Source organism: Pseudoalteromonas sp. Angola-4, from assembly GCF_028599265.1.
GTDB lineage: Bacteria > Pseudomonadota > Gammaproteobacteria > Enterobacterales > Alteromonadaceae > Pseudoalteromonas > Pseudoalteromonas atlantica.
In genome coordinates this window covers 40,550-66,242 of sequence record NZ_JAQREK010000015.1, presented here as the reverse complement: position 1 = coordinate 66,242, position 25,693 = coordinate 40,550, and the positions used below count along the sequence as shown (strand labels likewise).

Annotated in this window: 26 protein-coding genes; 8 read left to right on the top strand and 18 right to left on the bottom strand. The window is 41.8% G+C overall.

Going from position 1 to position 25,693, the window contains the following annotated elements; all coding sequences use genetic code 11:
• Nucleotides 1-373 precede the first annotated feature (373 nt).
• The 4 genes from greB to PSH48_RS15810 all read left to right on the top strand — a co-directional run bounded on the left by greB (nt 374) and on the right by PSH48_RS15810 (nt 4,456).
• A complete protein-coding gene (gene greB / locus PSH48_RS15825) occupies nt 374-847 on the top strand; it encodes a transcription elongation factor GreB (protein WP_004588245.1) in 474 nt (157 codons plus the stop codon).
• Between the two features lie 132 nt (nt 848-979).
• Complete coding sequence (locus PSH48_RS15820; RefSeq protein WP_029774183.1) at nt 980-1,291, top strand: hypothetical protein; 312 nt, start codon at nt 980-982, stop codon at nt 1,289-1,291.
• A gap of 50 nt (nt 1,292-1,341) precedes the next feature.
• Nucleotides 1,342-1,923: a CBS domain-containing protein gene (locus tag PSH48_RS15815; RefSeq protein WP_004588243.1), complete on the top strand. Its 582-nt coding sequence runs from the start codon at nt 1,342-1,344 to the stop codon at nt 1,921-1,923.
• Nucleotides 1,924-2,134: 211 nt separating this feature from the next.
• Nucleotides 2,135-4,456, top strand: coding sequence for a Tex family protein (locus tag PSH48_RS15810; RefSeq protein WP_054983335.1), 2,322 nt, complete (start codon nt 2,135-2,137; stop codon nt 4,454-4,456).
• Nucleotides 4,457-4,539: 83 nt separating this feature from the next.
• Here PSH48_RS15810 and PSH48_RS15805 read toward each other — a convergent pair whose 3' ends face one another.
• The 3 genes from PSH48_RS15805 to bioH form a co-directional block, all read right to left on the bottom strand.
• Entirely contained in the window at nt 4,540-5,400 is an 861-nt protein-coding gene (locus tag PSH48_RS15805) for a putative metalloprotease CJM1_0395 family protein (RefSeq protein ID WP_273611856.1), read from the bottom strand.
• 5 nt (nt 5,401-5,405) lie between these two features.
• Nucleotides 5,406-5,714, bottom strand: a complete 309-nt coding sequence (locus PSH48_RS15800) for a hypothetical protein (protein ID WP_004588240.1) — start codon at nt 5,712-5,714, stop codon at nt 5,406-5,408.
• A gap of 88 nt (nt 5,715-5,802) precedes the next feature.
• Nucleotides 5,803-6,540 (bottom strand): pimeloyl-ACP methyl ester esterase BioH, encoded by a 738-nt coding sequence (gene bioH / locus PSH48_RS15795; protein WP_273611855.1) that lies wholly within the window; start codon nt 6,538-6,540, stop codon nt 5,803-5,805.
• A 73-nt stretch (nt 6,541-6,613) separates the two neighbouring features.
• Here bioH and PSH48_RS15790 point away from each other — a divergent pair, with 73 nt between their 5' ends.
• The gene (locus PSH48_RS15790) at nt 6,614-7,291 is read left to right on the top strand and encodes a ComF family protein (RefSeq protein ID WP_273611854.1); all 678 of its coding nucleotides are present in this window, start codon (nt 6,614-6,616) and stop codon (nt 7,289-7,291) included.
• 8 nt (nt 7,292-7,299) lie between these two features.
• Here PSH48_RS15790 and PSH48_RS15785 read toward each other — a convergent pair whose 3' ends face one another.
• The gene (locus PSH48_RS15785) at nt 7,300-9,855 is read right to left on the bottom strand and encodes a M14 metallopeptidase family protein (protein ID WP_273611853.1); all 2,556 of its coding nucleotides are present in this window, start codon (nt 9,853-9,855) and stop codon (nt 7,300-7,302) included.
• A gap of 146 nt (nt 9,856-10,001) precedes the next feature.
• On the opposite strand from PSH48_RS15785, the gene nfuA reads away from it, so the two are divergent.
• Entirely contained in the window at nt 10,002-10,577 is a 576-nt protein-coding gene (gene nfuA, locus PSH48_RS15780) for a Fe-S biogenesis protein NfuA (protein WP_096042447.1), read from the top strand.
• Between the two features lie 6 nt (nt 10,578-10,583).
• Entirely contained in the window at nt 10,584-10,853 is a 270-nt protein-coding gene (locus PSH48_RS15775) for a hypothetical protein (RefSeq protein WP_024033900.1), read from the top strand.
• Nucleotides 10,854-10,862: 9 nt separating this feature from the next.
• Here the strand turns inward: PSH48_RS15775 and PSH48_RS15770 are convergent, their stop codons facing one another.
• Nucleotides 10,863-12,134 (bottom strand): MATE family efflux transporter, encoded by a 1,272-nt coding sequence (locus PSH48_RS15770; protein WP_273611852.1) that lies wholly within the window; start codon nt 12,132-12,134, stop codon nt 10,863-10,865.
• A gap of 42 nt (nt 12,135-12,176) precedes the next feature.
• On the opposite strand from PSH48_RS15770, the gene PSH48_RS15765 reads away from it, so the two are divergent.
• Nucleotides 12,177-13,202 carry a polysaccharide deacetylase family protein gene (locus PSH48_RS15765; protein ID WP_273611851.1) on the top strand — a complete coding sequence of 342 codons (1,026 nt, stop codon included), beginning with the start codon at nt 12,177-12,179 and terminating at the stop codon, nt 13,200-13,202.
• 3 nt (nt 13,203-13,205) lie between these two features.
• Here PSH48_RS15765 and PSH48_RS15760 read toward each other — a convergent pair whose 3' ends face one another.
• The 13 genes from PSH48_RS15760 to PSH48_RS15700 form a co-directional block, all read right to left on the bottom strand.
• Nucleotides 13,206-14,237 carry a protein-glutamate methylesterase/protein-glutamine glutaminase gene (locus tag PSH48_RS15760; RefSeq protein ID WP_273611850.1) on the bottom strand — a complete coding sequence of 344 codons (1,032 nt, stop codon included), beginning with the start codon at nt 14,235-14,237 and terminating at the stop codon, nt 13,206-13,208.
• A gap of 8 nt (nt 14,238-14,245) precedes the next feature.
• Complete coding sequence (gene cheD / locus PSH48_RS15755; RefSeq protein ID WP_029774194.1) at nt 14,246-14,869, bottom strand: chemoreceptor glutamine deamidase CheD; 624 nt, start codon at nt 14,867-14,869, stop codon at nt 14,246-14,248.
• The gene (locus PSH48_RS15750) at nt 14,853-15,683 is read right to left on the bottom strand and encodes a CheR family methyltransferase (RefSeq protein ID WP_096740413.1); all 831 of its coding nucleotides are present in this window, start codon (nt 15,681-15,683) and stop codon (nt 14,853-14,855) included. Before PSH48_RS15750 ends, cheD begins: the two co-directional genes overlap by 17 nt.
• A gap of 60 nt (nt 15,684-15,743) precedes the next feature.
• Complete coding sequence (locus PSH48_RS15745; protein ID WP_273611849.1) at nt 15,744-18,449, bottom strand: methyl-accepting chemotaxis protein; 2,706 nt, start codon at nt 18,447-18,449, stop codon at nt 15,744-15,746.
• A gap of 48 nt (nt 18,450-18,497) precedes the next feature.
• Nucleotides 18,498-18,983, bottom strand: coding sequence for a chemotaxis protein CheW (locus PSH48_RS15740; protein ID WP_004588228.1), 486 nt, complete (start codon nt 18,981-18,983; stop codon nt 18,498-18,500).
• Nucleotides 18,980-21,067 carry a chemotaxis protein CheA gene (locus PSH48_RS15735; protein WP_273611848.1) on the bottom strand — a complete coding sequence of 696 codons (2,088 nt, stop codon included), beginning with the start codon at nt 21,065-21,067 and terminating at the stop codon, nt 18,980-18,982. The genes PSH48_RS15740 and PSH48_RS15735 overlap by 4 nt, the downstream gene beginning before the upstream one ends.
• A 14-nt stretch (nt 21,068-21,081) precedes the next feature.
• Nucleotides 21,082-21,444: a response regulator gene (locus tag PSH48_RS15730; protein WP_029773320.1), complete on the bottom strand. Its 363-nt coding sequence runs from the start codon at nt 21,442-21,444 to the stop codon at nt 21,082-21,084.
• Nucleotides 21,445-21,452: 8 nt separating this feature from the next.
• Nucleotides 21,453-21,725, bottom strand: a complete 273-nt coding sequence (locus PSH48_RS15725) for an STAS domain-containing protein (protein WP_004588224.1) — start codon at nt 21,723-21,725, stop codon at nt 21,453-21,455.
• 163 nt (nt 21,726-21,888) lie between these two features.
• Complete coding sequence (locus PSH48_RS15720) at nt 21,889-22,506, bottom strand: SCO family protein (protein WP_248443682.1); 618 nt, start codon at nt 22,504-22,506, stop codon at nt 21,889-21,891.
• Nucleotides 22,503-23,432, bottom strand: a complete 930-nt coding sequence (cyoE, locus tag PSH48_RS15715) for a heme o synthase (RefSeq protein ID WP_024033912.1) — start codon at nt 23,430-23,432, stop codon at nt 22,503-22,505. The genes PSH48_RS15720 and cyoE overlap by 4 nt, the downstream gene beginning before the upstream one ends.
• Before the next feature lie 12 nt (nt 23,433-23,444).
• Nucleotides 23,445-24,434, bottom strand: coding sequence for a COX15/CtaA family protein (locus PSH48_RS15710; RefSeq protein WP_126008517.1), 990 nt, complete (start codon nt 24,432-24,434; stop codon nt 23,445-23,447).
• Between the two features lie 30 nt (nt 24,435-24,464).
• Nucleotides 24,465-24,959: a hypothetical protein gene (locus PSH48_RS15705; protein WP_055255278.1), complete on the bottom strand. Its 495-nt coding sequence runs from the start codon at nt 24,957-24,959 to the stop codon at nt 24,465-24,467.
• The gene (locus PSH48_RS15700; RefSeq protein ID WP_273611847.1) at nt 24,949-25,689 is read right to left on the bottom strand and encodes an SURF1 family protein; all 741 of its coding nucleotides are present in this window, start codon (nt 25,687-25,689) and stop codon (nt 24,949-24,951) included. Before PSH48_RS15700 ends, PSH48_RS15705 begins: the two co-directional genes overlap by 11 nt.
• Nucleotides 25,690-25,693 lie beyond the last annotated feature (4 nt).

Below are 25,693 nucleotides of genomic sequence, written 5' to 3'. Positions count from 1 at the left end.
TTAGATTGTTACTGAACATTTCAAAGTTATAATATTAGGGCGTGTTGACCTTTGCGGATTGAAATTTGTTCAATCTAGGGGCGATTAAATTGCGGCGCGAGCTTTATAACCTAGTGGGCTAAGTAAAAACCGAGTAACAAAGAGTTTATCGCCCCTAGGCAGAACCCGAAGGGCAGCGCATGTTTGGCATTTATGCTGCGTTATCACCTATTTATGGGGAATAACCACACTTCATAGGCTCTGCCTTGCCTAAAAACCAAACATACTGCTGCAAATTCGACCATCAAAGAACAACACGCCCTAAAGTTTACACTCGACAAATTTTAGCAATTTTAATAACGTGCACAGCATTAGAGTTAATGAATAAAAGCCCATGAAAACAAATTTAATAACCCGCGAAGGTTACTTACAATTACAGCAAGAGCACGACCATTTATGGAACGTTAAACGCCCTGAAGTCACTAAAATAGTGAGCTGGGCGGCAAGCCTTGGCGATCGCTCAGAAAATGCAGACTATCAATATAATAAACGCTTACTGCGCCAAATTGATCGTCGTGTTCGGTATTTGCGCAAACGCTTACCCGATTTAAAAGTTATTGATTACTCACCGCAGCAAGACGGTAAAGTATTTTTTGGCGCATGGGTAGAAATAGAAAACGAGCAAGGCGAGGTTAAAAAATTTAGAATTGTAGGGCCTGATGAAATATACGACCGTAAAGACTACATATCAATTGACTCACCTATGGCGCGCGCCCTGATAAAAAAACAAGTAGACGATGATTTTGAGGTACCTACACCGCAAGGTAAAAAAGAATGGTATGTAAATAGTATTGAATATCAAAAATAGTCCCCCATAACATTATTAATAAATAACTACTTTGATTCAGATCAGGTAAATTTTTTATTGTGTAATATATCTCATTAGGATATATATTGGTTTAGCAGGTTTATCTTTAACCTGATTTTTAAGGTAGTGGCTATGTCAAACTTAGTACAGCGCATATGTAGTAATGCCGTATTGTTTGCACTTTTAATGAGTGTGAGTTTGACTCTGCATGCCAATACCACCGAAGTAAGTATAGATAACGCCAGTGTATCTAATCATTTTATTGCTTGTGAATTTCCTGACCAAGCAACCCCCGACATTGACTTAGATTCTCATGTTAATGCATTTGCTATTAGGTTGTTTCAACCGCTACCTAATGCTGTTTCATCTTTTTACCAAAGTACAAACCTATACCGTCCTTTTAGTACGGCATATCAACGTGGTCCACCTAGCTATTTAATTTAATTCACAATTTTACTTTTTGATTAAATTTTATAACTAATAAGGTGACTACTATGTCTAACTTTAAAGAATTACGTACCCAAAATATTTCTCATGGCGTTATTGCAAGCACGTTTGAAGATCAACAAGCCACTATTGATTTAACATCTCCGGCTTTAACCGTAATCAATAACTTTACCCAAAAAACGCCAATTCGCGCTCAATACGACACTCCTATCAGCGAGGCGCTTAAACAAGTACTAGCAGAGCATTCTGACTATGTATTGGTGACTGATGATGCGCAAAAATTAATTGGTATTGTTTCAAGTGCCGACCTACAAAGCGCTAAAATTACGGCCATTGCACAGCGTTTAAATACCAGCCGCAATGAAGTGAGCTTACGCTACATTATGACACCTATTAGCCAACTTAATGGCGTAAGTATGCAAAGCCTAAGCTATGCAAGTATTGGCGATGCACTACAAACAATGGAGCATCAAGGCAGCATGTTTTTATTAGCAACAACCACTAATAACGAAATATGCGGGTTAATTTCGGCGCGTCAAATAGCTAAAACGTTACACATTCCAGTGCATATTACCCCTATTGCTCACACGTTTAGTGATGTTTTAGAAAGCGTAGAGCACCCTCACTAAAGCGCGCTTTTACGCTTTGTAAGCTCAGCCAAGCCAACCATCTTAAAGCAAGCAAAATTGCTTGCTTTAAGAGCTTTTTATTACAACCTGCTGTGATATTATTCAACTAATAAATACCTACCAAACTCATTAAATAGCAACTTTAATAAGCTGGGTATAACAGTACCAGAGGGATTTTCTGGTTTTATTTTTTGTATTAAAAGGTTTATGCATGAGCGATATCTCTGCACGTTTAGCCACTGAGCTAAATGCACAACAGCAACAAGTTGTTGCTGCTACAAAATTACTTGATGAAGGCGCAACGGTTCCTTTTATTGCGCGTTACCGTAAAGAAATTACCGGTGGATTAGACGACACGCAATTACGCCTTTTAGAGCAACGTTTGTCGTACTTGCGCGAGCTTGAAGAGCGCCGCAGCTTTATTTTATCAACCATCGAATCGCAAAATAAATTAACGCCAGCACTGAGTGCCGATATAACCAGCGCACAAAGTAAAACTGAGCTTGAAGATTTATACCTTCCTTATAAAGCTAAGCGTCGTACCAAAGGGCAAATAGCCATTGAAGCAGGCCTTGAGCCACTTGCCGATGCGCTATTTAACGACGCAAACTTAGAGCCAGAGCAACAAGCGCAGCAGTTTATAAATGCCGACAAAGGTATTGCTGATACCAAAGCAGCCCTTGATGGCGCTAAATTTATTTTAATGGAACGCTTTGCAGAAGATGCCAAGTTATTAGCTAAATTTAGAAGCCACATTAGCCAACACGGCGCTATACAAAGCACACTTATTGACGGCCAAGAGCAAGCCGGTAGCAAATACCGCGACTACTTTGACCATCAAGAACCTCTTAAAAAGGTCCCTTCTCACCGCGCACTTGCTATGTTGCGCGCGCGTAACGAAGGTATTTTGCAGCTGAGTATTAACCCAGAGCCAAGCAGCGAAAATGCAGCCCAGCTATGCGCGCAAATGATTGCTGATCACTACCGCTTAGATGTGAAATATAAAGCAGCTAGCGCATGGCTATTAAGTGTTGTGCAGTGGGCATGGAAAATAAAGCTTGGCCTACACCTAGAAAATGAATTTTTAGCAGCCATGCGAGAAAAAGCCGAAACCGGCGCTATAGATGTATTTGCTAAAAACTTAAAAGACTTACTTATGGCCGCCCCTGCTGGGCCGCGTACCACGCTTGGTCTAGATCCTGGTTTGCGAACTGGCTGTAAGATTGCCGTAGTTGATGGCACAGGTAAATTGCTTACAACCCAAACTATTTTCCCTCACGCACCACAAAATCACTGGGAAAAATCGTTACGTACATTAGAGCAACTATGTCGCCAGCATAAAGTAGAACTTATTGCGATTGGTAACGGAACCGCATCACGCGAGTCTGACAAGCTAGTAGGCGAACTTATTAAGGCCAATGCTGAGCTTAAATTAAACAAAATTATGGTAAGCGAAGCCGGCGCGTCTGTTTACTCTGCGTCTGAATTTGCAGCGAATGAATTTCCTAACTTAGATGTGTCTTTACGTGGCGCGGTATCTATTGCGCGTCGCCTGCAGGACCCACTTGCCGAGCTTGTTAAAATTGAGCCAAAATCAATTGGTGTAGGCCAATACCAGCACGATGTATCGCAAAGCCAATTAGGCCAAACACTGACCGCAGTAGTAGAAGACTGTGTAAACTCAGTGGGTGTTGATTTAAATATGGCCTCGGTGCCGCTTCTTACTCGCGTATCGGGGTTAAATAAAACCTTAGCGCAAAATATAGTAAATTACCGCGACACTAACGGCACGTTTACTAAGCGTAGCGAACTTAAAAAAGTTGAGCGTTTAGGACCAAAGGCGTTTGAACAAGCAGCAGGCTTTTTGCGTATTAATCAGGGTAAAGACCCACTTGATAACTCATCAGTTCACCCTGAGGCTTATCCTGTTGTTAAACTTATTTGTGAGCGTAACAACCTTGATGTAAATAGCTTAATAGGCAATAGCGAGTTTTTAAATAAGCTGGTTGCTAATGACTACACCGACGAGAAGTTTGGTTTACCTACCGTTACCGACATCATTAAAGAGCTAGATAAGCCTGGGCGCGATCCTCGTCCTGAGTTTAAAACTGCTGAATTTAAAGCCGGTGTAGAAAAAATCACAGACCTAAAACCCGGTATGATTTTAGAAGGTGTGGTTTCTAACGTTGCTAATTTTGGTGCGTTTGTTGATGTAGGTGTTCACCAAGATGGCCTAGTGCATATTTCGGCAATTACTAATAAGTTTATCTCTGATCCGCGCGAAGTAGTAAAAGCCGGTGACATTGTAAAAGTAAAAGTGGTTGAGGTAGATGCCCCACGTAAACGCATTAGCTTTACTATGCGCTTAGATGATGAAATAGACACAAGCAATAAACCCGCTGCCGCGCCGCAAAAGCAACGCAGTAATCAGGGCCAGCAACCGCGTGCAGCAAAACCAAAGCGCGATAACGGTAACGCCATGATGGGTAATGCCTTTGCCGATGCATTTGCTAATGCAAAAGTAAAAAAATAATACCCTTTTGCTTCATTAAGTGATGACTCCTTAAACTAAAAAGCCGCTCATTGAGCGGCTTTTTTAATTATGCTTAGCTGGTTTTAACCAAATGCAGAAAAACCACTCTCGTTTTGGGGTGAGCTAGTCACTTGATAAAAATTAGCAATACGACCAGCTCGTGCGTCTACTTCTGGGTCGCGTGATTGCTCGGTATTAGTATCGCTTTGAGACTCAGCGGTACTGGTTTCGTTTATTGATAACGCACTTTGTGGCTCTTGTGCTTGCGCTTCATCGTCAGCAGGGGCTGATAATTCAGCTTGCGCTGCGGCCATTTTTTGGGTTGCATCAGCGGCAATGGCTCTATCGGCACTAGAAGGTTCAGCAGGGGCAAGTGCGGCTGCACGTACCGTTTGCATTTTATCTATAGTGGCTTGCGGATCGCCGGGGATTTCAGATACATCAATTTGTACCTCACCGCCAACAGCGTAATTAGTGCCATCTGGTCCACGTTGGTATTCATAACTTGGTGAACCTGCATACTGCCCACCCACCGATGCATGAGCTTGTTCGTGCACACGCACTTCAGTATCGCGCGCTTTAAGCTCTTCAATTTGCTGCTGTTCTAATTCTAGCTGTTGCTGATCTTGCTCTTCTTCGGGGGTGTCTTCGCTTGCTTGTTGGTTTTGTTGCTGTTCGCTATCTGAATCTTCGCTGCCTTGCTGACGCTGCTCAACAGCTTGCTCATCACTGAGTTTACCGGTTGCATCATAGGTGGCGGCTTCTGCACTGCTTGGCAGTTTTGCTTTATCAGCATCGCTTTGTGCTTTGGTTTCGGTATTACTGGCGCTATTGGGTGCAGGGGCAGGAATAACTTCGCGCAGTTGGTTGTCACGCCGAGCGGTTTCAGTATAAACATTGGCGGTGTTTATATTGATAGACGGAAATGGCGTGACAATATTCATAACGTTTAAACTTTAATATCGATTAGCGTACCAAGCACTTCATCTGCAGTTTGAATAGATTGCGTGTTTGCCTTGGCATTAAACTCTTCAACTTTTAAATTAACAAGCGCTTCGTCAACCCGAGCTGGCTGTGCAACAGGCGCTGTTACAGCCTCTTCAGGTCGCGCAGCTGTTAACTGGCGCTGTTGGGCTAGTTGCGTATCGTCTTGCTCTTCAATGGTGGCACGGTTTATCTCTGCGCTTGCTCGTTCTATACCTTGGCTTGCACGATTAAACCCTTCTACACCACTATTAAATACTGAACCAATAGCCATGCTGTACCTCCAAAAATAAATATTGTTTAATTATCGCTCACTTCATGGGCAAAATAAAGCTTTAAACAGTACCTTTCTTTAGGCTATTTTAAAGCATTGATTTAACGGCAGATAAAAACTCTTTTTTATGAGAAATAAACGGTGCATGGGAGGCTTTATCTAGTACTTCGTATTCAAACTCAGTATTTAGTGCTGCCATTTTATTAATTGCTTTGTAAGGTACCAGCGCATCTAAACGGCCAAATATCGCTTTTACAGGCACTGGGCAATGCGCAAATACGTTGCGTAAATCATCATTTTGTAAAATATTTAAACCCGCACTTAACGCCTCACTTTTAGGCGCGCTGTACTGATTTAGCAAGTGCTTTAGCTGCTTTATATCATCGCGTGCCGACTCACTACCCATGGCCTGAATAGCTAAAAAGCGCTCTATGGTTTTTTCTCGCTGATTAACTAATTGCTCTTTAAATTGCTCAAGCACGCTGGCTTTTATTCCAGGCCAATCATCTGCCTCGGCAAAAAAAGGGCTTGAGGCAACTAAAATTACTTTTGATACTTTATTTGGCCAATGTTTAGCAATATAAAGTGCAAACAATCCTCCTAGCGACCAGCCCATTACAATAGAGCCAGGGCTAAGTTGCTCGCTTACGATTTCAGCTGCATCGTGTAAATTATAAGGGCTTGGGCAGCTATTGCTGTTGCCAAAGCCAGGCAGGTCAATGCTGCGCACCGAGCCACTGTATAAAAACGTTAACTCTGGCTGCACTAATTGCCATACGCCTTGGTTCATGCCCCAACCATGTAATAAAACTAACTCGCTTTGCATATTTGCCTAACCTTAACCAAACTTAGCCACATCATAACGCTTACATTGACGAAAGCAACGCAAGGAGCAGCCAATGCAACACTCATTTTTTAATTGGTTATTTCCCTCTTATTGCGTGCAATGTCAGGGAGTTGTTAGTGCTCAAGAGGGGTTGTGCGACTATTGCTTAACGGATTTAAGCGTGTTTGATTTAAATAAACACAGTAATTTATTGCACCGCCCGGATATTGTAGAAATGTTTCCGCATTGCGAATTTGATAAGCTCTTTGCCTGTGCTTTTTATCAGCCCCCTTTTGAGCATTGGCTTAAACGGCTCAAATTTAATAATCAAATTCACTATAAAAAAGCGCTGCAACAAGTAATTAAACGCCAACTATCGGTGTTTTTTGAAAATTTAACTACCCAGCCCGACATAGCTATTATCTTACCTTTGCACCGAGGACGCTTTTTAACGCGCGGGTTTAATCAGGTAAGCCAAGTGTGGCAACCGTGTTTGGCAAAACATATTTGTATAAGTAATGCGCTAATACGCAATAAAACCACGCAAGCACAGTCACAATTATCTAGATCCAAGCGGATTAAAAATGTAAAAAATGCCTTTGTATGTACACAAGATATGAGCGGTAAAACGGTGGTTATTGTAGATGATGTAATGACCACAGGCGCCACGCTCAACGCGGCTACCCGGGTATTAAAGCAAGCGGGCGCTAAACAAGTCTGGGCTTTTGCTACGTGTTTAACGCCACTTTAAAGGTGTAGTTAATCACCTCTTACTCTAAATGTGTGGCCAAAAAATAAAGCATTACTGAGTAATCGGCTTGTGCCGTACCAGTATCCTCTAAATACAGGGTTATCTGTCATCGCAATAACACTGCCACGCCCGTATGAGTGGGCCATCATGGCTGCTGCACCGGCAATTTGCTGCTCATTTACGCCATCGGTAAACCCTGCTAATAGTGGTTTTTGCGGGTAAGTGAGTATGTTTACAAACGGGGCGGATGATTTTTCTAATAACCAGGTACTATTTTTAAATACAGGCAGCGTTTCACGATTAAGCGAAAACGTTAGTGGATGCGTGGTGTCTACATCGGTATTAAAAATAGCGCCGGCTATACGTTGTCGCCCAGCTAAATGATCTTTATCTGCGTAATTTAGCCCTTGAGTATTAAAAGCGCTGGCTACATCTTGCCTAGATAAATAATTAGCCTTAAGTAATTGCTGATCAGCTAAAAATTTAGCGCCGCCTTTGTGGCCCCAAATTACGCCGCCTTTTCTTACCCAGCTTTTAATGGCAACTTTATCACTATCGGGTAAGCCCGAATAATTACCATTAGCTAGTACAATGTGGCTGTAATTATTTAAATCTAGGCTACCTAAACGCTCCATTTCTACTATGGTCGGAGAAATACCGACAAAGCGGTCAAGGTAATACCATACTTCACCCGCCTCGTATTGGCTTACGCCTTTACCGCCCACAAGCAGTACTTTTGGCTCGTTTAATACCGCCATAGTGCGCGACCCTAAATCGGCGCCTTTCCCTGTAAGGCCAGTGGTAATAGGCTTTATCGCAATACCAAACTGGGTTTGAGCATCGTTTAAAATAGCCACCCAATCAGGGTTTGTTTGCAGCCCTGCGGGGACAATAATGCTGCCAGGTGCAAAGTCTATTTCGGTGGTGCTGCTTTTAGCTGTTAAGGCGCTTAACGCGACACGCGCTTTAATGCCTTGCTTTAGCAAGCTATTTAGCATTTTAGGCGCTAAGTAATCGTCCCAGGCAAAGCCAAATGCATAGCTTTGCTTTAACGCAACAAATGATGGTTTAACTGCTTTTTGCCACGCAGTGCTGGCTACTTCTAAGCCCCAACTACTTTTTACTTGTGCAAACTCTAAATTAAAAGCGTGGGCGAGTGTCCAGCCCGATACATCATAAAATGTGTTATCGGCAAAACTTTTTTGCTCACTAAAAATAGCTTTTACTAAACGAAACTGTGGCTGAGCTAACGGCACAAAATAACTCTGGGTGCTAAAGTTTTTGCCATTGGCTTTTAGCGCTTTTGTAAGTGGATAGGCGTTAATTTGATGCTGCTTTAACAGGTTTAAAAATAGTTTAATCCGGGTGTTGTCTTTAGCACCCTCAACCACATAGCCTTCAAAACTTTCATCATGTGCTAAATCAACTGCTTGGTTATAAAATTTAGCCTGATAGGTTAATAGCGCCTGACGGTTATCTACCGCTGCTTTAAAGGTTGATAGGCTTGTTAATAACTGATTTTTAATAGTAAAAGGAAACGTAAGCGTACCATTTATGGTTTCTTGTACATGCCCACGTGAGCTGGCTTGCTCAAATAAAATACCTATACCGCCGTTTACATCGGGGTAGGTTGAACCCTTGCCGTAATAAAAGTCGTCAAAGCTTTCTTCGGTAAAATAAAGGGCATTATTTTTATCTAAAGTTTTAGCATGGTAATTGGCTATGGCTTTAGTAAGCGTTACGTTTTCATCTGGGGTAATTGGGTGCTTGCGACTGGCAATGCCAGGTTGAAAAAAGTAGCTGCTGTTTGGCCCCATCTCATGAAAGTCGGTAAGAATATTTGGCTTCCATTGATGAAATTTAGCAATGCGTGCACGCGACTCTGGGTGTTGTAGTAATAACCAATCGCGGTTTAAATCAAACCAATAGTGATTTGTACGGCTACTTGGCCAGCTTTCTACGTGTTCACGCGTTTTAGGGTCGCTTGATAAGTTCATCCCCCGATTACTATTAGCCCAATTAGCAAAGCGAGCCAAGCCATCAGGGTTAAGTGTAGGGTCGAGCAAAATAACGGTATTATTTAATAGTTTCTCTATTTCTGGGCCTTGCGCTGCAGCAAGGTAATACGCAACCAATAAAGCGGCATTGCTGCCTGATGACTCATTGCCATGCACACTGTATCCCATCCAAACTACAGCAGGCTCATTTTGTGTGTTTTTAGCTTGCTCACTGTTTGTTAAACGGGCTAAGTGCGCTTGGCGAATTTGCTCTAAGTTAGCTAGTTTTTCAGCGCTGCTAATACTTAGCATCACAAGCGGACGTTGCTCGTGTGTGCGCCCTATTACTTCAAAATTTATACGATTACTTTTTTGCGCTAGAATTTCCATGTAACGCACCAGTTGGTCGTGCCTTACATGCCACTCACCTACTTCGTAACCAAGTACGTCTTGTGGGGTGGGTATTGTTTTATCAAACTCTACATCTTGTTCAAAATAATACGAAAGTGGTTTTGCCATACTTGAAAAGCTAAGCATTGCCACCATTATAGTTACTATCCAGCGCATATAAATCACTCTAAAAATGTTTGTTATTTGCACGCTAGCATTGCTTAAAATAGATGCCAACTTTTTACGCTCAACACTAGCCGCAACACGATGAGCGGAGTATGATATGCAGTATCCGAGTAATTTAGTCAAGTATAGACGGTTTTATGATTTCTATTTCCGAAACAGCACAAGCGCATTTTGCTAAACTTTTAGCAGATCAAGCACAACAAACTAATATTCGTGTGTTTGTTGTAAACCCTGGTACATCACAAGCGGAATGTGGTGTTTCTTATTGCCCAGAAGACGCCGTAGAAGACAGCGATATTCGTCTTAACTTTAATGGTTTTGATGCCGTAGTAGATACAGAAAGCGCTCCTTTTTTAGAAGAAGCTGAAATTGATTTTGTTACCGACAAAATGGGCACTCAGTTAACTTTAAAAGCGCCTAATGCAAAGGCACGTAAACTAGGCGATAACGCATCGCTAAATGAGCGTGTTCAACACATGCTAGAAACCGAAGTAAACCCACAGCTAGCTAACCACGGTGGCCAAGTAAGCCTAGTTGAAGTAACCGCTGAAGGTATTGCAGTACTTCAATTTGGTGGTGGTTGTAATGGCTGTTCTATGATCGATGTAACGCTTAAAGAAGGCATCGAGAAAGAAATGATTGCAAAGTTTGATGAAATCACCGGTGTTGCCGACATTACCGAGCACCAAGCGGGCGATCACTCTTATTACTAAGCAATAATGTTAAAGCCGCTTATTTATCGCTTAGGGAGTAACCCTAAGTTGAGTTTAACGCGCTTTTTTCGCGGCTTAGCACTGTTTGTGCTAGCCGTGATATTTATTGCCCTTGGCTACTACATCCACTTTAGTTTACAAATTATAGGTGTAGTTATTTTAATCCCGGCATTATTTTTTGCTGCATGGGGTTATAGCGGTATTTTTGCCAATCGTTTCTCGCAAGTTTTAAAAGATATGGGGCCAAAAGATCACGACCCCGACCTATGGAAATGACACGTTCGCTTAATCTAGCAGCTGATTAGTTGCTTTTAACTGCAAATACTTAATAATTAACGTAACGCCGCGCATAAGCATAAAGCAACTCATAGCCAGCCATAACGCATTATTTTGCCACTCTATAAACACCCAAAACACCCCAAAAAAGCCAACAGCAGCAGAAAGAATCATACTGTTACGCATATTTTTTGCCCGTGTAAGCCCTACAAATACGCCATCAAACAAAAAGCAGCTCATTGCTAACATAGGCAATAATATTACCCACGGTAAGTAATTTGTCGCAGCTTCTATTACCTCGGGTACATTGGTTAAAAGCTTAATAATAGCGCTGCCAAATACAGCAAAAAATACGCTGTATAACACGCCAAAAAGCATCCCCCAAAACACACTTATTTTTACCCACAATCTAATGTTATTAACGCTTCGCTGGCCTTTAGCTTGACCAACTTTGGCTTCGCTTGCATAGGCTATTCCATCAAGCGCAAAGCTTACTAACATTAAAAAGTTAAGTAACACGGCATTCGCTGCAAGCGTTGTTTCGCCTATGCGGGCGCCATAAAAGGTCATAAAGCTAAAGCATAATTGCAAAATTAAAGAGCGAATAAATATATCTCTATTTAAACTAAGTAGCTCTGCCATTTTGCTAACACTGAGCCAGTTGGGCACGCTTAGCTCCACGCCTTGCTTTTTAGCGAGCTTAATCACTAGTAGCAACGCAAAAGCCAACGCGCTGTAATCTGCAATTAACGACGCCCACGCTGCTCCCGCTACTGCCCAGTCTAAATACACCACAAAATATATATCGAGCACTATGTTGGTAATATTGGTCACTAACAGCAAGTAAAATGGCCCTCGCCCATAATGTACGCCAAGCATCCAGCCAAGCAGCACTAAATTACAAAGTGCGGCAGGGGCACTAAATATACGAATACTAAAATACTGATATGCTTGAGCAAGAACCTCGCTATTTGCGCCTGATAAAAATGCAATGGCTTGTTTTATCAAGGGCGATAAGGCAATAAGCGCTAACGCCACACATACGGCAAGTAATAAGCTGCGTTTTAAAAGCGCTGCTAACTGTGTTAAGTTATTTTGCCCGTATGCTTGGGCCACTAACCCTGTGGTGCTCATACGTAAAAAACCGGCGAGCCAAAATAAAATAGAAATAACAGCTGAGCCAAGTGCGATGCCCGCTAAGTAATGTGCGCTACCTAAGTGGCCAATAGCAGCGGTATCAACAATTCCTAACAGTGGGACAGTAATATTTGATAATATCATTGGACCCGCTAGCAACAGCAAGCTTTTATGGTGTGCCTTATTATGTTTAAGAAATTGTTTCATTTAGTTTTAATTACTCTCATTTGTTTATCAGTACGTGCTCATGCGGCGGTTATTTTACAGTATCACCATGTAAGCGAAACCCTTCCGGCTGTGACCAGTGTAAGCGCAAATACGTTTACCAAGCATTTGAGCTACTTAAAAGAGCATAATTTTAATGTTATTGCACTAAATGAGCTAATAAGCGCTATACAACAAGGCAAAACCTTACCTGAGAAAACAGTCGCTATCACCTTTGACGATGGTTACAACAATAACTACGAACAAGCAGCGCCTATTTTAGAAAAATTTGGTTACCCCTATACTATTTTTGTAAACCCGACCCTTATTGATGAAGGTAAAGGCTACGTAATGGGGTGGGATAAATTAAAAGAGCTCGCAAGCAAAGGGGCGTTAATTGCCAATCACACTGCCCAGCATGACTACCTGCATATTAAGCTAAAAAATGAGAGCGATGCACAGTGGCAAGCACGTATTAAACAAGATATTTTGCATTCTCAACAGCGTATTAAAGAAGAAATAGGCCACGATTATAAATACCTAGCGTACCCGTATGGTGAGTTTAATAACAAACTACAAGCGCTTGTAAAAGAGCTTGGCTTTATTGGCATTGGTCAGCACTCTGGCGCTGTAAATAAAAACGCTAACTTTACCCGCTTACCGCGTTTTCCAGCCTCCGGCTTTTACAGTAAATTAGATACGTTAATTACAAAATTAAACTCTCGGGCATTTAGTATTAAAACCCTAGATTACCAAGACAGTGTAACCTCACAAAACCCACCAACGCTCAGCATTGAGTTTGAAATGGGTGATTTTCATAAAAGTCAGTTTGCGTGTTATGTCTCAAGTGTTGGGCAGGCTAAGTTAACTTGGATAAACGACACAACTGTAAAAATTGACTCACCAAAGGCGCTAAATAAAGGCCGTTCACGCTTTAATTGTACCGCCCCTTCTATTGATCACCCTGGTAGTTACTATTGGTTTTCGCAGCCGTGGGTTATTCAGTAGCAATTACACCTTTATAGCCTGATGCAATAAGCGCTGGGTTACTTTATCAAGTGCAACAATTTCGTGGACGGCACCTAAATCAACCGCCGCTTTGGGCATTCCCCACACCACAGAAGAGAACTCATCCTGTGCAATGGTGTAACCACCCGCTTGTTTAATACTAAGCAAGCCCTTTGCTCCATCGCTCCCCATACCGGTTAGTAGCGCTGCCACAATGTTTTTTGCACCGCACTCAAGTAACGAGTTAAATAATACATCTACCGCCGGTTTATGGCGGTTAACAGGCTCAGAATCATCAAGCTCGCAATATAAACTTGCCCCTCTTTTTTTTATGCTTAAGTGCAAACCTCCTGGGGCTATATAAGCCCATCCCGCAGTGAGCTTGTCGCCGTGCTGCGCTTCTTTTACGTTAATTGCACAGGTGCGGTCCATACGCTGGGCAAACGAGGTACTAAATACCGGAGGAATATGCTGGGTAATCACAATCGCAGGGCAATTGGTCGGCATTTTTATAAGCACTTCTTTTATTGCTTCTGTACCCCCTGTTGAAGCCCCTATCGCTATTACCTTGTTTAATAAAAATTGTGCATTGCTAGGTAAAGGCTCGCTCACTGTGCTTACCTTTTTAAAACTTCTTACCCTTGCACCTGCTGCCACGCGCACTTTTTGCTGCACAACATATGCATATTGACTCATTTGCTGCTTAACATTCACAGTTGGCTTGGCAATAAAATCCACTGCACCAAGCTCAAGCGCTTCTAAGGTGATAGGCGAGCCTTGCTGGGTTAGTGTAGAAATCATCACAACGGGCATAGGTCTTAAGCGCATTAGGTTTCTTAAAAAGCTAATGCCGTCCATTTTTGGCATTTCTACATCGAGGGTAAGCACATCTGGATTGAGCAATTTAATCATTTCTCGTGCTTGATAAGGGTCTTCAGCACAGCCAACAACCTCGATATCGCTAGCCTGAGATAATATTTCGCTCAGCAAACGCCTTATCAGTGGTGAATCATCTATTATCAGAACTTTAACCATTACGGCTCCTAAAACAGCTCTATGTTAGTCTCGGTGGCTTTATCTTGTTGCTTAAGGTTTTGCAGGTAGCGCACTTCGCGTTTTTCAATTGTGTTATTGTGCAAATTCTTCAGCTTTTTTACGTGGACTTTGCCCGTATGCGGATGAAAAAAAATTTTTCGAGGCCACGGCCCCCCCATATCTTGTGCAACAAGATTGAGCGACTCTTCCTGAATATACGCATTGGCAAAGCTAATATTACCTATCCCTATGTCGGTCATTGCGCTAATTATTTTGCCGCCACCAAAGAGTTTTATTTTTAAATTTTTTCGCGCAGCACCACCTTTGAGTACTTCGTTGATCAGGTATTCCATTGCCCAATTCCCGTAGCGGCAGCTCAAACTATGGGCACTGTTTAATTCTAGGCCTTTTTTTACCGGCAACATAAAATGATTTACGCCACCTATACCGGCTTTTTCATCGTAAACACACGCGGCTATGCACGACCCAAGCACTGTAGAAATAAGCTCATCATTTTTTGAGACATAAAATTCGCCAGGTAATATTTTTGCCACCACGCTTGTACGCCCTGCATCCCAGTAGCGTTTTATATGTTCAAACCCTGGGAGCACCGGCCTAAACTGTGCGTGCATTGTGTTGCTTTTGATACATGGTTTTCCCTAAATTTTTAAACTCAGAATGCTCTTTGCCCATACTCTCTGAGTGCCCTAAAAACAAATAACCGTCACGATTAAGTGCATTTGCATAACGTTTAAATAAGGTGTCTTTTGTTTCTTTATCAAAATAAATAACCACGTTACGACATAAAATTAAGTCAAACTGCCCTTTCATGGGCCATTCTTGTAAAAGGTTAAGGCGTTTAAAAAAAATGTGCTTATTTAACTGTGGTTTTACTTTATATGTTTGCCCATCTTTGCTTTTTAAAAACCACTTTTTAAGTACATTGTTTTCTAAGCCATTTACATTAGCCGCGGTATAAATACCCGCTTGTGCTTTGGCTAATACATTAGAATCTAAATCGGTTGCTAAAATTTTTACATCCCAAGAACTTGGGAATAAATCGGCAAGGGTTATTGCTAAGCTATAAGGCTCTTCGCCTGTAGAACAACCCGCTGACCATACGCGTACTCGTTTTGTTACTTTGTTACTGCTAAGTAACTGCGGCACTATGGTGTTTTTTAAAAACTCAAAGTGGTGGGGTTCTCTAAAAAAGGAGGTTAAGTTAGTGGTAATAGCATTAATAAATGCGTCAAACTCAGCTTCTTTATTATTGTCTAAGTACTCTAAGTATTGAGAAAAGTTTTTAAGTTTATGCTCTCTTACCCTTCTTGCTAAGCGGGAATACACCATTTCGCGTTTATGATCGCCAAGCACAATTCCGCACGCGTTATAAACTAAAGTGGCAATGTCTTTAAAATCTTTATCGGTACATAAAAATTCTTTCATTGTCATACCATCCCTTGTAAAGCAGGCTTGCTAGGGTATTAACTAGCAAGCCAATAATGACTAAAACTCTTCCCATTCATCTGCTGAGTCTATAAAGTTTTCGCCTTTGGGTTGGGTATTTTTTAAATAGCCACTAGGTTGGCGCGCAGGGGGCACTGAGCGTTCAAAGTGCGTATTTGGCAATGTGTTTATGCCTTGCTGCCCGAGTGAAAAAAAGTGCAATAACTGACGCATCTCGTTTGCTTGCTCAGCCATTGACTCGCCCGCCGCAGACGCTTCTTCTACAAGTGCCGCATTTTGCTGGGTCATTTCATCCATTTGGGCAACCGCTTTATTAACTTGCTCAATGCCTGCGCTTTGCTCTTCAGAGGCCTCGGTTATATCCGAAATCATTTGCGTAACACGTTGTACGCTTGAAACAATTTCTCTGAGTGTTTCGCCCGACTCATTTACAAGCACTGAGCCATCGGTCACTTTTGCAACGCTGTCTCTAATAAGCTCTTTAATTTCTTTGGCTGCTCCAGCTGAGCGCTGCGCTAAGTTACGCACCTCACCAGCAACAACGGCAAAGCCACGGCCTTGCTCACCCGCTCTAGCTGCTTCAACGGCGGCGTTAAGTGCCAGTAAATTAGTTTGAAAGGCAATTTCATCAATCACGCCAATAATGTCTGCAATTTTTTTACTCGACTCGTTAATGGCCGACATACTCGTTACAGCTCTATTAACTACTTCACCACCTTGAATTGCTTTCTCGCAAGTTTCTTCGGCTAAATCGTTAGCGACTTTTGCGTTATCTGCATTTTGCCTTACAGTACTGGTCATTTCTTCCATACTTGAGGCGGTTTCTTCAAGTGATGAAGCTTGTTCTTCGGTACGCTGACTTAAATCGGCGTTGCCTTGCGAAATTTCCTCTGCGCCACTGGCTACTAACGTGGCCGATGAGTTAATTCGGTTAATCACATCGGTCAATTTATCTGCTGTGGTATTAGCATCTTGCTTGAGCTTATCGAACGAGCCTTGATACTCTTTTTCTATGCGTTTTGATAGGTCGCCATTGGCCATTGCATCAAGCATTTGCGCGGTATCACTAACGGCATCATCCACAATTTCAACTAAGCTGTTTAAGCCCTGCGCTAAGCGTAAGAAAAAGCCTTCTTTACCTTTTTCATCTACTCGGGTTTCTAAATCGCCATTACCTGCATCGCTGACTAATTGTGCAATTTCTTTTTCTATTGCAACTTCGCCCGTTCTATCTTCCCACTCAACTACGGTGCCTATGCGTTCTTGTTCTGGTGTAAAAATAGGGTTTGCAACTAAACCAAAGGTACGCCCGCCTACTTTTATTTCGGCTCGGTAAGTTGTTGTAAGCTTAGCTAGTAGGTTTTGTTGATGAGCCGGATTTTTATGGAATATATCAATGTTTTGCTGCATTAAATTGGTGCTATCAAAGTTTGGCAGCTCCTTTTTCAAATCATCTTCAGCAATATTCATCATCGATTTAACCGCGTTGTTCATGTATACAATTACATTTGAAGCATCGGCTATCATGGTGTTTGTTGCTACGGTATCAAGGGCTTGTTTTACTCGTAAGTTTTCTTGTGCTTCAGCACGTTCTTGCTCTGCTTTTGCTACGCTATCGGTAATATCTTCCCACTCAACAATGGTGCCTAAATGCTTACCTTCATGGTTTATCCACGGTGTAGCAATTAAACTAAAAATAAGCCCCGCTAAACGTAACTCAGTTTTATAAGGTTGTTTTAAGTTTTTTAATAGTTCGCGTTGATGAGCTGGGTGCTTATGAAAATCATCAACACACGTGCCTATTAAATTATCAACAGAAAAACTAGGTAGCACACCTTGCAACTCAGTTTCTCGCGCTTTGAGCATTAACTTAACCTGATCGTTTACAAATACAATATTTAGGTCTTTATCGGCAATCATCACATTGGCTTGGCAAACAGTTAACGCACTTGCTAAATCGGCAGCCTTTTTAGACTCGCGCTCTAGCTGTTTTTGCGCGGTGATATCACTGGCGTATTTAATAACTTTATAAGGCTTGCCGTTTAAATCAAAAATAGGGTTATAAGAGGCTTGAATCCATATTTCTTGCCCTTGTTTGCCTATTCGCATGTACTCGCCCGAGTCGTACTCACCTCGTCCTAACTTATCCCAAAATTGTTTATACTCGTTTGTTTTAGCGTATTCTGGGTCGACAAATAATTTATGATGCTGGCCTTTTATTTCGCTAAGTTGATAGCCTAAACCATTTAAAAAATTGTCATTGGCAGTAATAATTGTGCCATCAAGATTAAACTCAATCACCGCCTGAGATTTACTAATTGCCTCAAGTTGGCCTTGCGCTTCAGCGGCCTGTTTCTTTTGTTCGGTAATGTCGGTAGCAAATTTAATTACTTTTAGCACTTGCCCTTGGCTATCAATAATTGGGTTATAGGTAGCTTGGATCCATACTTCTCGCCCTCCATTAGCAAGACGCTTAAACTCATTAGAAATAAACTCACCACCGCGCAAGCGTTGCCAAAAACTTTTATACTCGCTGCTTTGTGCTTCGTCTGGTTCAACAAACATAGAGTGGTGCTGCCCTTGCACTTCCTCTAAACGGTATCCCATTGCATTTAAAAAGTTTGAATTAGCCGTAATTATTCTGCCACTGGGTTCAAACTCAATAACCGCTAATGATTTATTTAATGCATTAACGATTAAGTCATTACTTGATTCTGACTGCTTCGGATTACTAAACCATCCCATGCCCATCACCACCTTTATGTTTGTTTTTGTTGCTACATAGCGCTGTGGCTATATATCCATTGTTCTTTGTAAATCTATCAACGAGACCATTTTTTCGCCCACGTTCACCAACCCTGCGACATATTCACAATTACTCGAATCAGACAGGCTAGGGACGGGCTTGGCGTCTTGCTCTGCAATGCTGTAAACATCTGAAACCGCATCTACTGCGATGCCCATTATTTTTGAATCATTTTCAAAAATAACTTTTACAACAATAACAACCGTTAATGGTCCATATTCAGTGCTTGGCAAGCCAAAACGTAAGCGTAAATCTATTATTGGCACTATGGTGCCGCGAAGGTTTATCACTCCTTTAACAAAATCCGGCGCGTTGGGTAGTACGGTAATTTCTTCCCAGCTCCTGATCTCTTGCACGGTTAATATATCTACGCCGTATTCTTCGCCAGCCATAATAAAGGTTAAAAACTGCTTAACGCCTTGCTGTTGCCCTAAATCAATTTTGTTGTTTAGCTCGCTTTGCTCACTAATCATGAAGCCTCCAGAGGTGTTTTAGATTCTATGATTAGCTCTTGGCTACCTGGTTTTTTAAGCCCTGATAATTTTATTAAGCCGCTAATATCAACAATTAACGATACACGCCCGTCGCCTAAAATAGTTGCTCCAGACACCCCATCTACTTTTTGGTAATTGGCCTCTAAACTTTTTATGACTACCTGCTGCTGCGAAAGTAAGTCATCAACCAGCAAACCCACTTTTTGGTTGTCGGTTTCAACAACCACCAGCAAGGTTTTGTCTAATGACTCTATGGCGTTTTGATGATTAAAAATTTGATATAAGCGTAAAATAGGAATGTATTCGTCACGCAGCCTTAGTACATCTAAGTCTTTACCCACTCGGCTTACTTTAGTGATATCAATCTGTAGTGATTCAACAATAGAAATAAGTGGAATAATATAAGTATGCTGGGCAACTTTAACTAATTGACCATCTAAAATGGCAAGCGTAAGGGGCAGCCTAATTGTAAAGGTAGAGCCAACGCCAGGCGCTGATGAAACCTCAACCGAGCCATTTAAAGATTGAATATTGCGCTTAACAACATCCATTCCTACACCACGCCCAGATAAGTCGCTAACCGCATCGGCGGTAGAAAAGCCGGGCATAAAAATAAGCTCGTTAATTTCATCATCTGTTAAATTACAATCAGCGGTGATCAGCTCATTAGCAATGGCTTTTTCTTTAATTTTTTGCGTATTTAAGCCTTGCCCATCGTCCATTATTTCTATCACGATATTGCCGCCTTGATGAAAGGCATTTAAGGTCACGGTGCCCACTGGGTCTTTACCTGCGGCAACCCGCTGTTCAATTGTTTCAAGGCCATGGTCGAGCGAATTTCTAACAAGGTGCACCATAGGGTCAGATATTTTTTCCATTACCGTTTTATCTAGCTCGGTTTGCTCACCTAATAATTTTAACTCCACCTGTTTATTTAGTTTTTGCGCTATATCGCGCACTAAACGCGGAAACCGGCTAAATACAAAGTTAATCGGTAACATACGAATACGCATAACATTTTCTTGCAGGTCTCGTGTATTGTGCGCCAGTTGTGCCAAACCTTCTTGTAATGACGTAATGGTTGATTCGCTAATTTCTTGCTCGCTCAACTGATTTAACATGGCTTGTGTTATCACCAGCTCACCAACCATATTTATTAACGAGTCTACTTTGTCTATTCCTACTCTTATGGAGGTAGACTCTGGTGCTGATGTTGGCTTTTTATCGGCTGTGGGTTTGCTTTTAGGTTTGTCGGGTGCTTTTTTAGCATCGCTAATAGACTGTGTTTGAGCTGTGTTGTCGCTGCTCTTTTCATCAGCGTTTGCGGTGTGAGACGAGTCTTCATCAAATAACCCGCCACAGAGCTCTATTTTTATATCGGCATCATCTTCTACCCATTCAAATACCTCTTTAATGGCGGCTTCTTTTTCGCTGGTATTTAAAAAAAAGCGCCAGTGTAAGTAGCACTCGTCACTGCTTAAATCTTTAATATCTGGGATATCGTCTAAAAAGGCCTGTGTTTCAAGCTCGCCGAGTTCAGCTAATTCGCTGATCATAAATAAAGGCTCGTTGCCTGTTTTAAAAAGGTGATGATGCGGTTTAAAATCAATTTGAAAGGTATTTACCTCAGCAGCAGCCGTTACTTCGCTTGCCTCACTTGGGGCTGAATCGGCTTGCATTTCCAGTACAATTTCAAACTGTTTTTTTAAGGTTGTAGCGTGTGATAAATCAGGCTCTTGCTCTGCTTGCAGCTCACCGAGCAACCCACGCAAGCAATCAACAGCTTTAAGCAATAAATTAACGTGCTCGGTGGTGAGTTCGCGCTCACCTTGGCGTATTTGATCCAGTAGGGTTTCTAGCACATGGGTAAACTCAGCAACAGAGTTAAAGCCAAAGGTGCCACTGCCCCCTTTAATTGAGTGCGCAGCTCTAAAAATAGTATTTATTGTTTCTAAGTCTTCTTCGCCGGGCTCTAAATTTAATAGCTCGGCCTCCATTGTATCTAGGCCTTCAAAACTTTCTTCAAAGAACACTTCAAAAAATTGACTTAAATCTATACTCACGCCGCACTCCTCAGTTAACGAATTACTTTTTTAAGTACCGCTAGTAACTGATCCGGGTTGAAAGGCTTTACAATCCAGCCTGTTGCGCCAGCTGCTTTACCTTCTACTTTTTTATCTAATCCTGACTCTGTGGTTAGCATAAGTAGCGGCGTAAATTTGTAATCAGGAAGGCCTCTGAGCTCTCTGATAAGCGTAATGCCATCCATAATGGGCATATTTACATCTGAAATTACCGCATCAAAACTTTGCTGCTTGGCAATCGCGAGGGCTTCGCTGCCATCTTTTGCTTCTGTAACATCAAACCCTGCGGTTTTAAGCGTAAAGCTCACCATTTGACGCATTGACGCAGAATCATCAACCGCTAAAATTTTCTTCATATAAACCTCTAACCTTTACTTTCAAGTGTTAAATATTGACTTAAGCCAAGTTGATTAATGGCGTTTTGAAGTGCATCACTGCTGCCTACCCATACAATTTTATGGTGTATGGTAAGTAGGTGTTTTTGTAAGGCACACAAAAGTTGAATTGACGCGGTATCGGCTGAAACAACCTCACTGACATCTAAACAAATATCGTTGTTGCTATTGAGTTCTTGTAATAAATCTTGGTGAAGAGTCTCTACTTGCATAATCGCAAGTTCGCTTGGAAGTTTTAGCATTTTTTCAGGACTTTCCCTGTCAATTCAATTCATAACAAAAGCTTAGCCTTAGTTATTAAAATTGCCATAAAAGGCTCAAAAAAATTAATAAAACTTTTAAAAGTGGCGCTAAAAAGCAAAAAAGGAGCCTAAGCTCCTTTTAAAATGCGTGAAAAGTTTAAAACTAGTTTTTATAGTAATCCGCTATTTGTTTAAATTCGCTAATAAGTTGAGTGGTATTAATAAGGGGCACATTTCCTTGTTGGAATTCAGGCTTAAATATGGCTCTTACCGCTCCATTTGCATCAACTAAAGCCACCGAAGCACTATGATCGACCGCATATTCTGATTCTTGCGAGTCACTAATGGCATAAATTAGACCAAGCTCTCTAACCACCGGGAATAGGTTTTTGTGCTCACCCGAAACAGCTAAAAAGTCAGGGTTAAAATAATCAATATACGCTTTGCGTTTTTCCGGCGTATCGCGTTGAGGGTCTACCGACATAAACCAAATTTGCAGTGGGTATTCGTTATGTAACTTTTTATACACGCTGTTTAGTTTAGCAAGCGTTAATGGGCAAATATCTGGACAACTGGTATAGCCTAAAAACACTAAGTTCCACTGCCCCAAAAATTGCGCTTTGGTGACTAACTCACCGTTTTGGTCGTTAAGTGTAAAATCAGAAAGAGGCTTTGCTTGCTCATACACTAAGGCTTGCACATCGGGTGCACTATTTTGCTCTGAGCAAGCGACTAATAAAAACGAAAAAATTACAACTAAGCTAATCCGTAACTGCTTCATAAAGGGAGCCATTTATCTATAAATAAGATCACGAAGAGTACCATTAAATGCACAATTGAAAAGCGAAATAAGTCCATTGCGGTGTCATCGCTAGGGGCTAATTTAAGCTTAACCGCTTTATACAAAAAGAGTGCATTGAGCACACATGCGCCGACTAAATAAATGCCGCCCGACATACCAATTAAATAAGGTAATACACATACAAGCGCCAGTAATATGGTGTAAGCCACAACACACGTTTTACAAAAGTCGATACCGTGAGTTACTGGCAACATAGGAATTTTAGCGCGTTCGTAATCGCTTTTGCGTGCTATTGCCAGTGCCCAAAAATGCGGTGGGGTCCACGTAAATATAATCATTACTAGTAACCATGGCGCGGCTGCCATTTGATTGGTTTCAGAAACCCAACCCAATAAAGGCGGCATTGCGCCAGCTAAGCCACCAATTACAATGTTTTGCGGTGTGGCACGCTTTAAAAAAGAGGTATAAATAAAAGCGTACCCAACTAATGCAAACAAAGTAAGTACGGCTGTTAGGGTGTTTGCCCAAAGCATTAGCATTATAAAACCAGCAACCCCTATCACGCCTGCAAAGCTTAGCGCATGGGTTTTACTAAGCCGGCCTTTGGCTACAGGGCGGTGGCGTGTACGCGCCATTTTTGTATCTATTTCGCTATCAACAACATGATTTATTACCGCCGCAGCGCCAGAGAGCAAACCAATGCCTAATAAACTAATAAATTGCACTGCAATGCCTCGCCCTACATCAGGCGCCAGTGCCAAGCCAACCCAGGCAGTAAGTACCAACATAGCCACTACTTTAAACTTGCTAATAGCTAAGTAATCTTGCAGTAAATTATAAGCACGTTGAATAAAAGGGTGTGCGCTAATAACCTGTAGTTCTTTTTTGTCGAGTGTGAGTGCCATAATTATTCCCCTTTAAGTGCGTGCTTTTAGGTAGTAACACAACCTAACCATAGTCAATAACAAGATAGCTGCCATTAAATTGTGCGCCAGCGCCACTCCAAGCGGAAAGTGCCAATGCACCACTGCAAGCCCCAAACTAATTTGGCAAAGTAGCGCAACAAGCACGCTGACAGTACAGTGTTTTATTTTTGCAGATTGCGCCTGACTGTATATACGCCACATAATTAGCGCCAACACAACACATGTAACTAGCGCCCAAATTCTGTGTAGTAAATGAATAGACATACGCGCCTGTTGCGATAGCACTCCGTACTCATAATTACTGTGCTCAAGCGGCAGCTGAAACACACTACTGAGTGAAAATGGCTGCGCATAACTACACAGCGGTAAGCCATTACAGTGTGGCGCTGCATAATTTGCTGCAAGCCATCCTCCTAATGCAATTTGAATAACCAACACAGCCAATGCAACTAAGCTCAATGAAAAATAGCCTTTAGCGCTACTATCTCCGCCCTCTATGGGTTTAGTAGTTAAACGTAGATATAAAAGAGTGATTAGCGATAAAATACTAAATCCCCCCAGCAAATGCCCCATTACAATAAGCGGTTGTAAGTTCATAGTAACGGTCCACATACCCAGCGCAGCCTGAAATATAACTAACAATAATAAGGCTAGCGGTAATTTAACCGGCGTGTTTGAGTAATGGCGCTTTACAAAAGCCAATACAAATAGCGCTAAAATAAGCAGCCCCAGCGCGCCTGCAAAGTAACGGTGGATCATTTCTTTCCACGCTTTGGCGGTTTCAAACATCATATCTGGATAACTTTGGGTAGCCAGTGCGATATCGGCTTCATGCTTTGGTACAGTTAAAAAGCCATAGCAACCGGGCCAATCAGGGCAACCAAGACCTGCGTCACTTAAACGTGTATAAGCACCTAGCCCTACTACTAACAGCGCAAGTAACCCCGTTGCAAGTACCCAGTTTTTATAATTTTTATACATAGGAATCTCCCATTAACAATGCGCTATTAATTAGCTTGAACGAGAATAATTAAGCAGTTTTTTTAAGTCTTTTAATAAACCTTTTTGCACTAAACGGTTTTCTTGTGGCTGCTCTTTAAACGGATACTCAAGCACCACTAACCCCATATGATCGATTAAATATAAGCTAGCGGGCTGCAAATTTTGTTGCGCGTTAAAGGTTTTCCAAGGAATGTTTTTAACTTTAGGCGCCCCCATTACAGCCATATCAACCTTGCCCTGATTTTTTCCTAAGGCGATATATAAGTTATCAAGCGCATTGAGCTGCTCATTGCACGAAGCATTACATTTATTGGAGTAATTAAGCGCAATTGTCCATTGCTTAGGGTTGTGCTGCTGCCAGTTTTCAAGCTTTACTTCGCGCTGTAAAAACTCGCCATTATTGGTAATTGCGCTCGGCAACCAGTCTAGTTTTAGCGCACCGTATGCAAGTACTAGCGGTACAGCGCAACATACAACAAACAAAACTAAGGGGTTATTTTTCATTGTTAGTCCTCTTTTTACTGGCAAAAATGGCCACCACTACACAGGCTAAGGCTATTAAAAACCATTGCACTGCATACGCTTGGTGCTTTTGCGGACTCATCACCACCGCTTTATAATGCGGTATAGCTAGCGCATCTCCTGCACCTTGACGATAAGCCATAAAATTAAATAACGATTGATTACTCTGCTCACTTAGCTTTTGTAAATCTATTGATTGAATTCGTTTTTGAAGGTCTTGTTTTGTCGCATTGGTTTGTAAGTTAAAGCTCGTTAAATTTCGCTCTTTTATCTGCGCTTTAAACGTAATATTACGTTTAGGAAGTTGGATGTTAGGTAATTCGCTGCGTGAAATAGGCGCTTTTACCCACCCTAAATTAACGAGTAAAGCGTCACTTGCTTGGCTTGGCTTAAATAAAACCAATAAATCGTAACCGACTTGCCCTTGGTAAACTTGGTTATCTAAAAGCCAGTATTGCTGATTTATTATTTTTCCGACAAGCTCAACCACTACACCTGTTTTATTCCACTTTGTAGGCATTTCCTGTAATTGCTGCCAGCTCATTACGCCTTGGGTTTGCATGTTAGCTATAGCTGTTAGCTGTTGCTGCTTTTGCTCAGCCCTTGCTAATTGCCAATACCCTAAACGTACACATACCAGCACCACAGCTACCACAACGCAAAGTGCGATAAATGAGCTAAGCTTTTGTTTACGCCTTAAAATTAACTGCATAAAG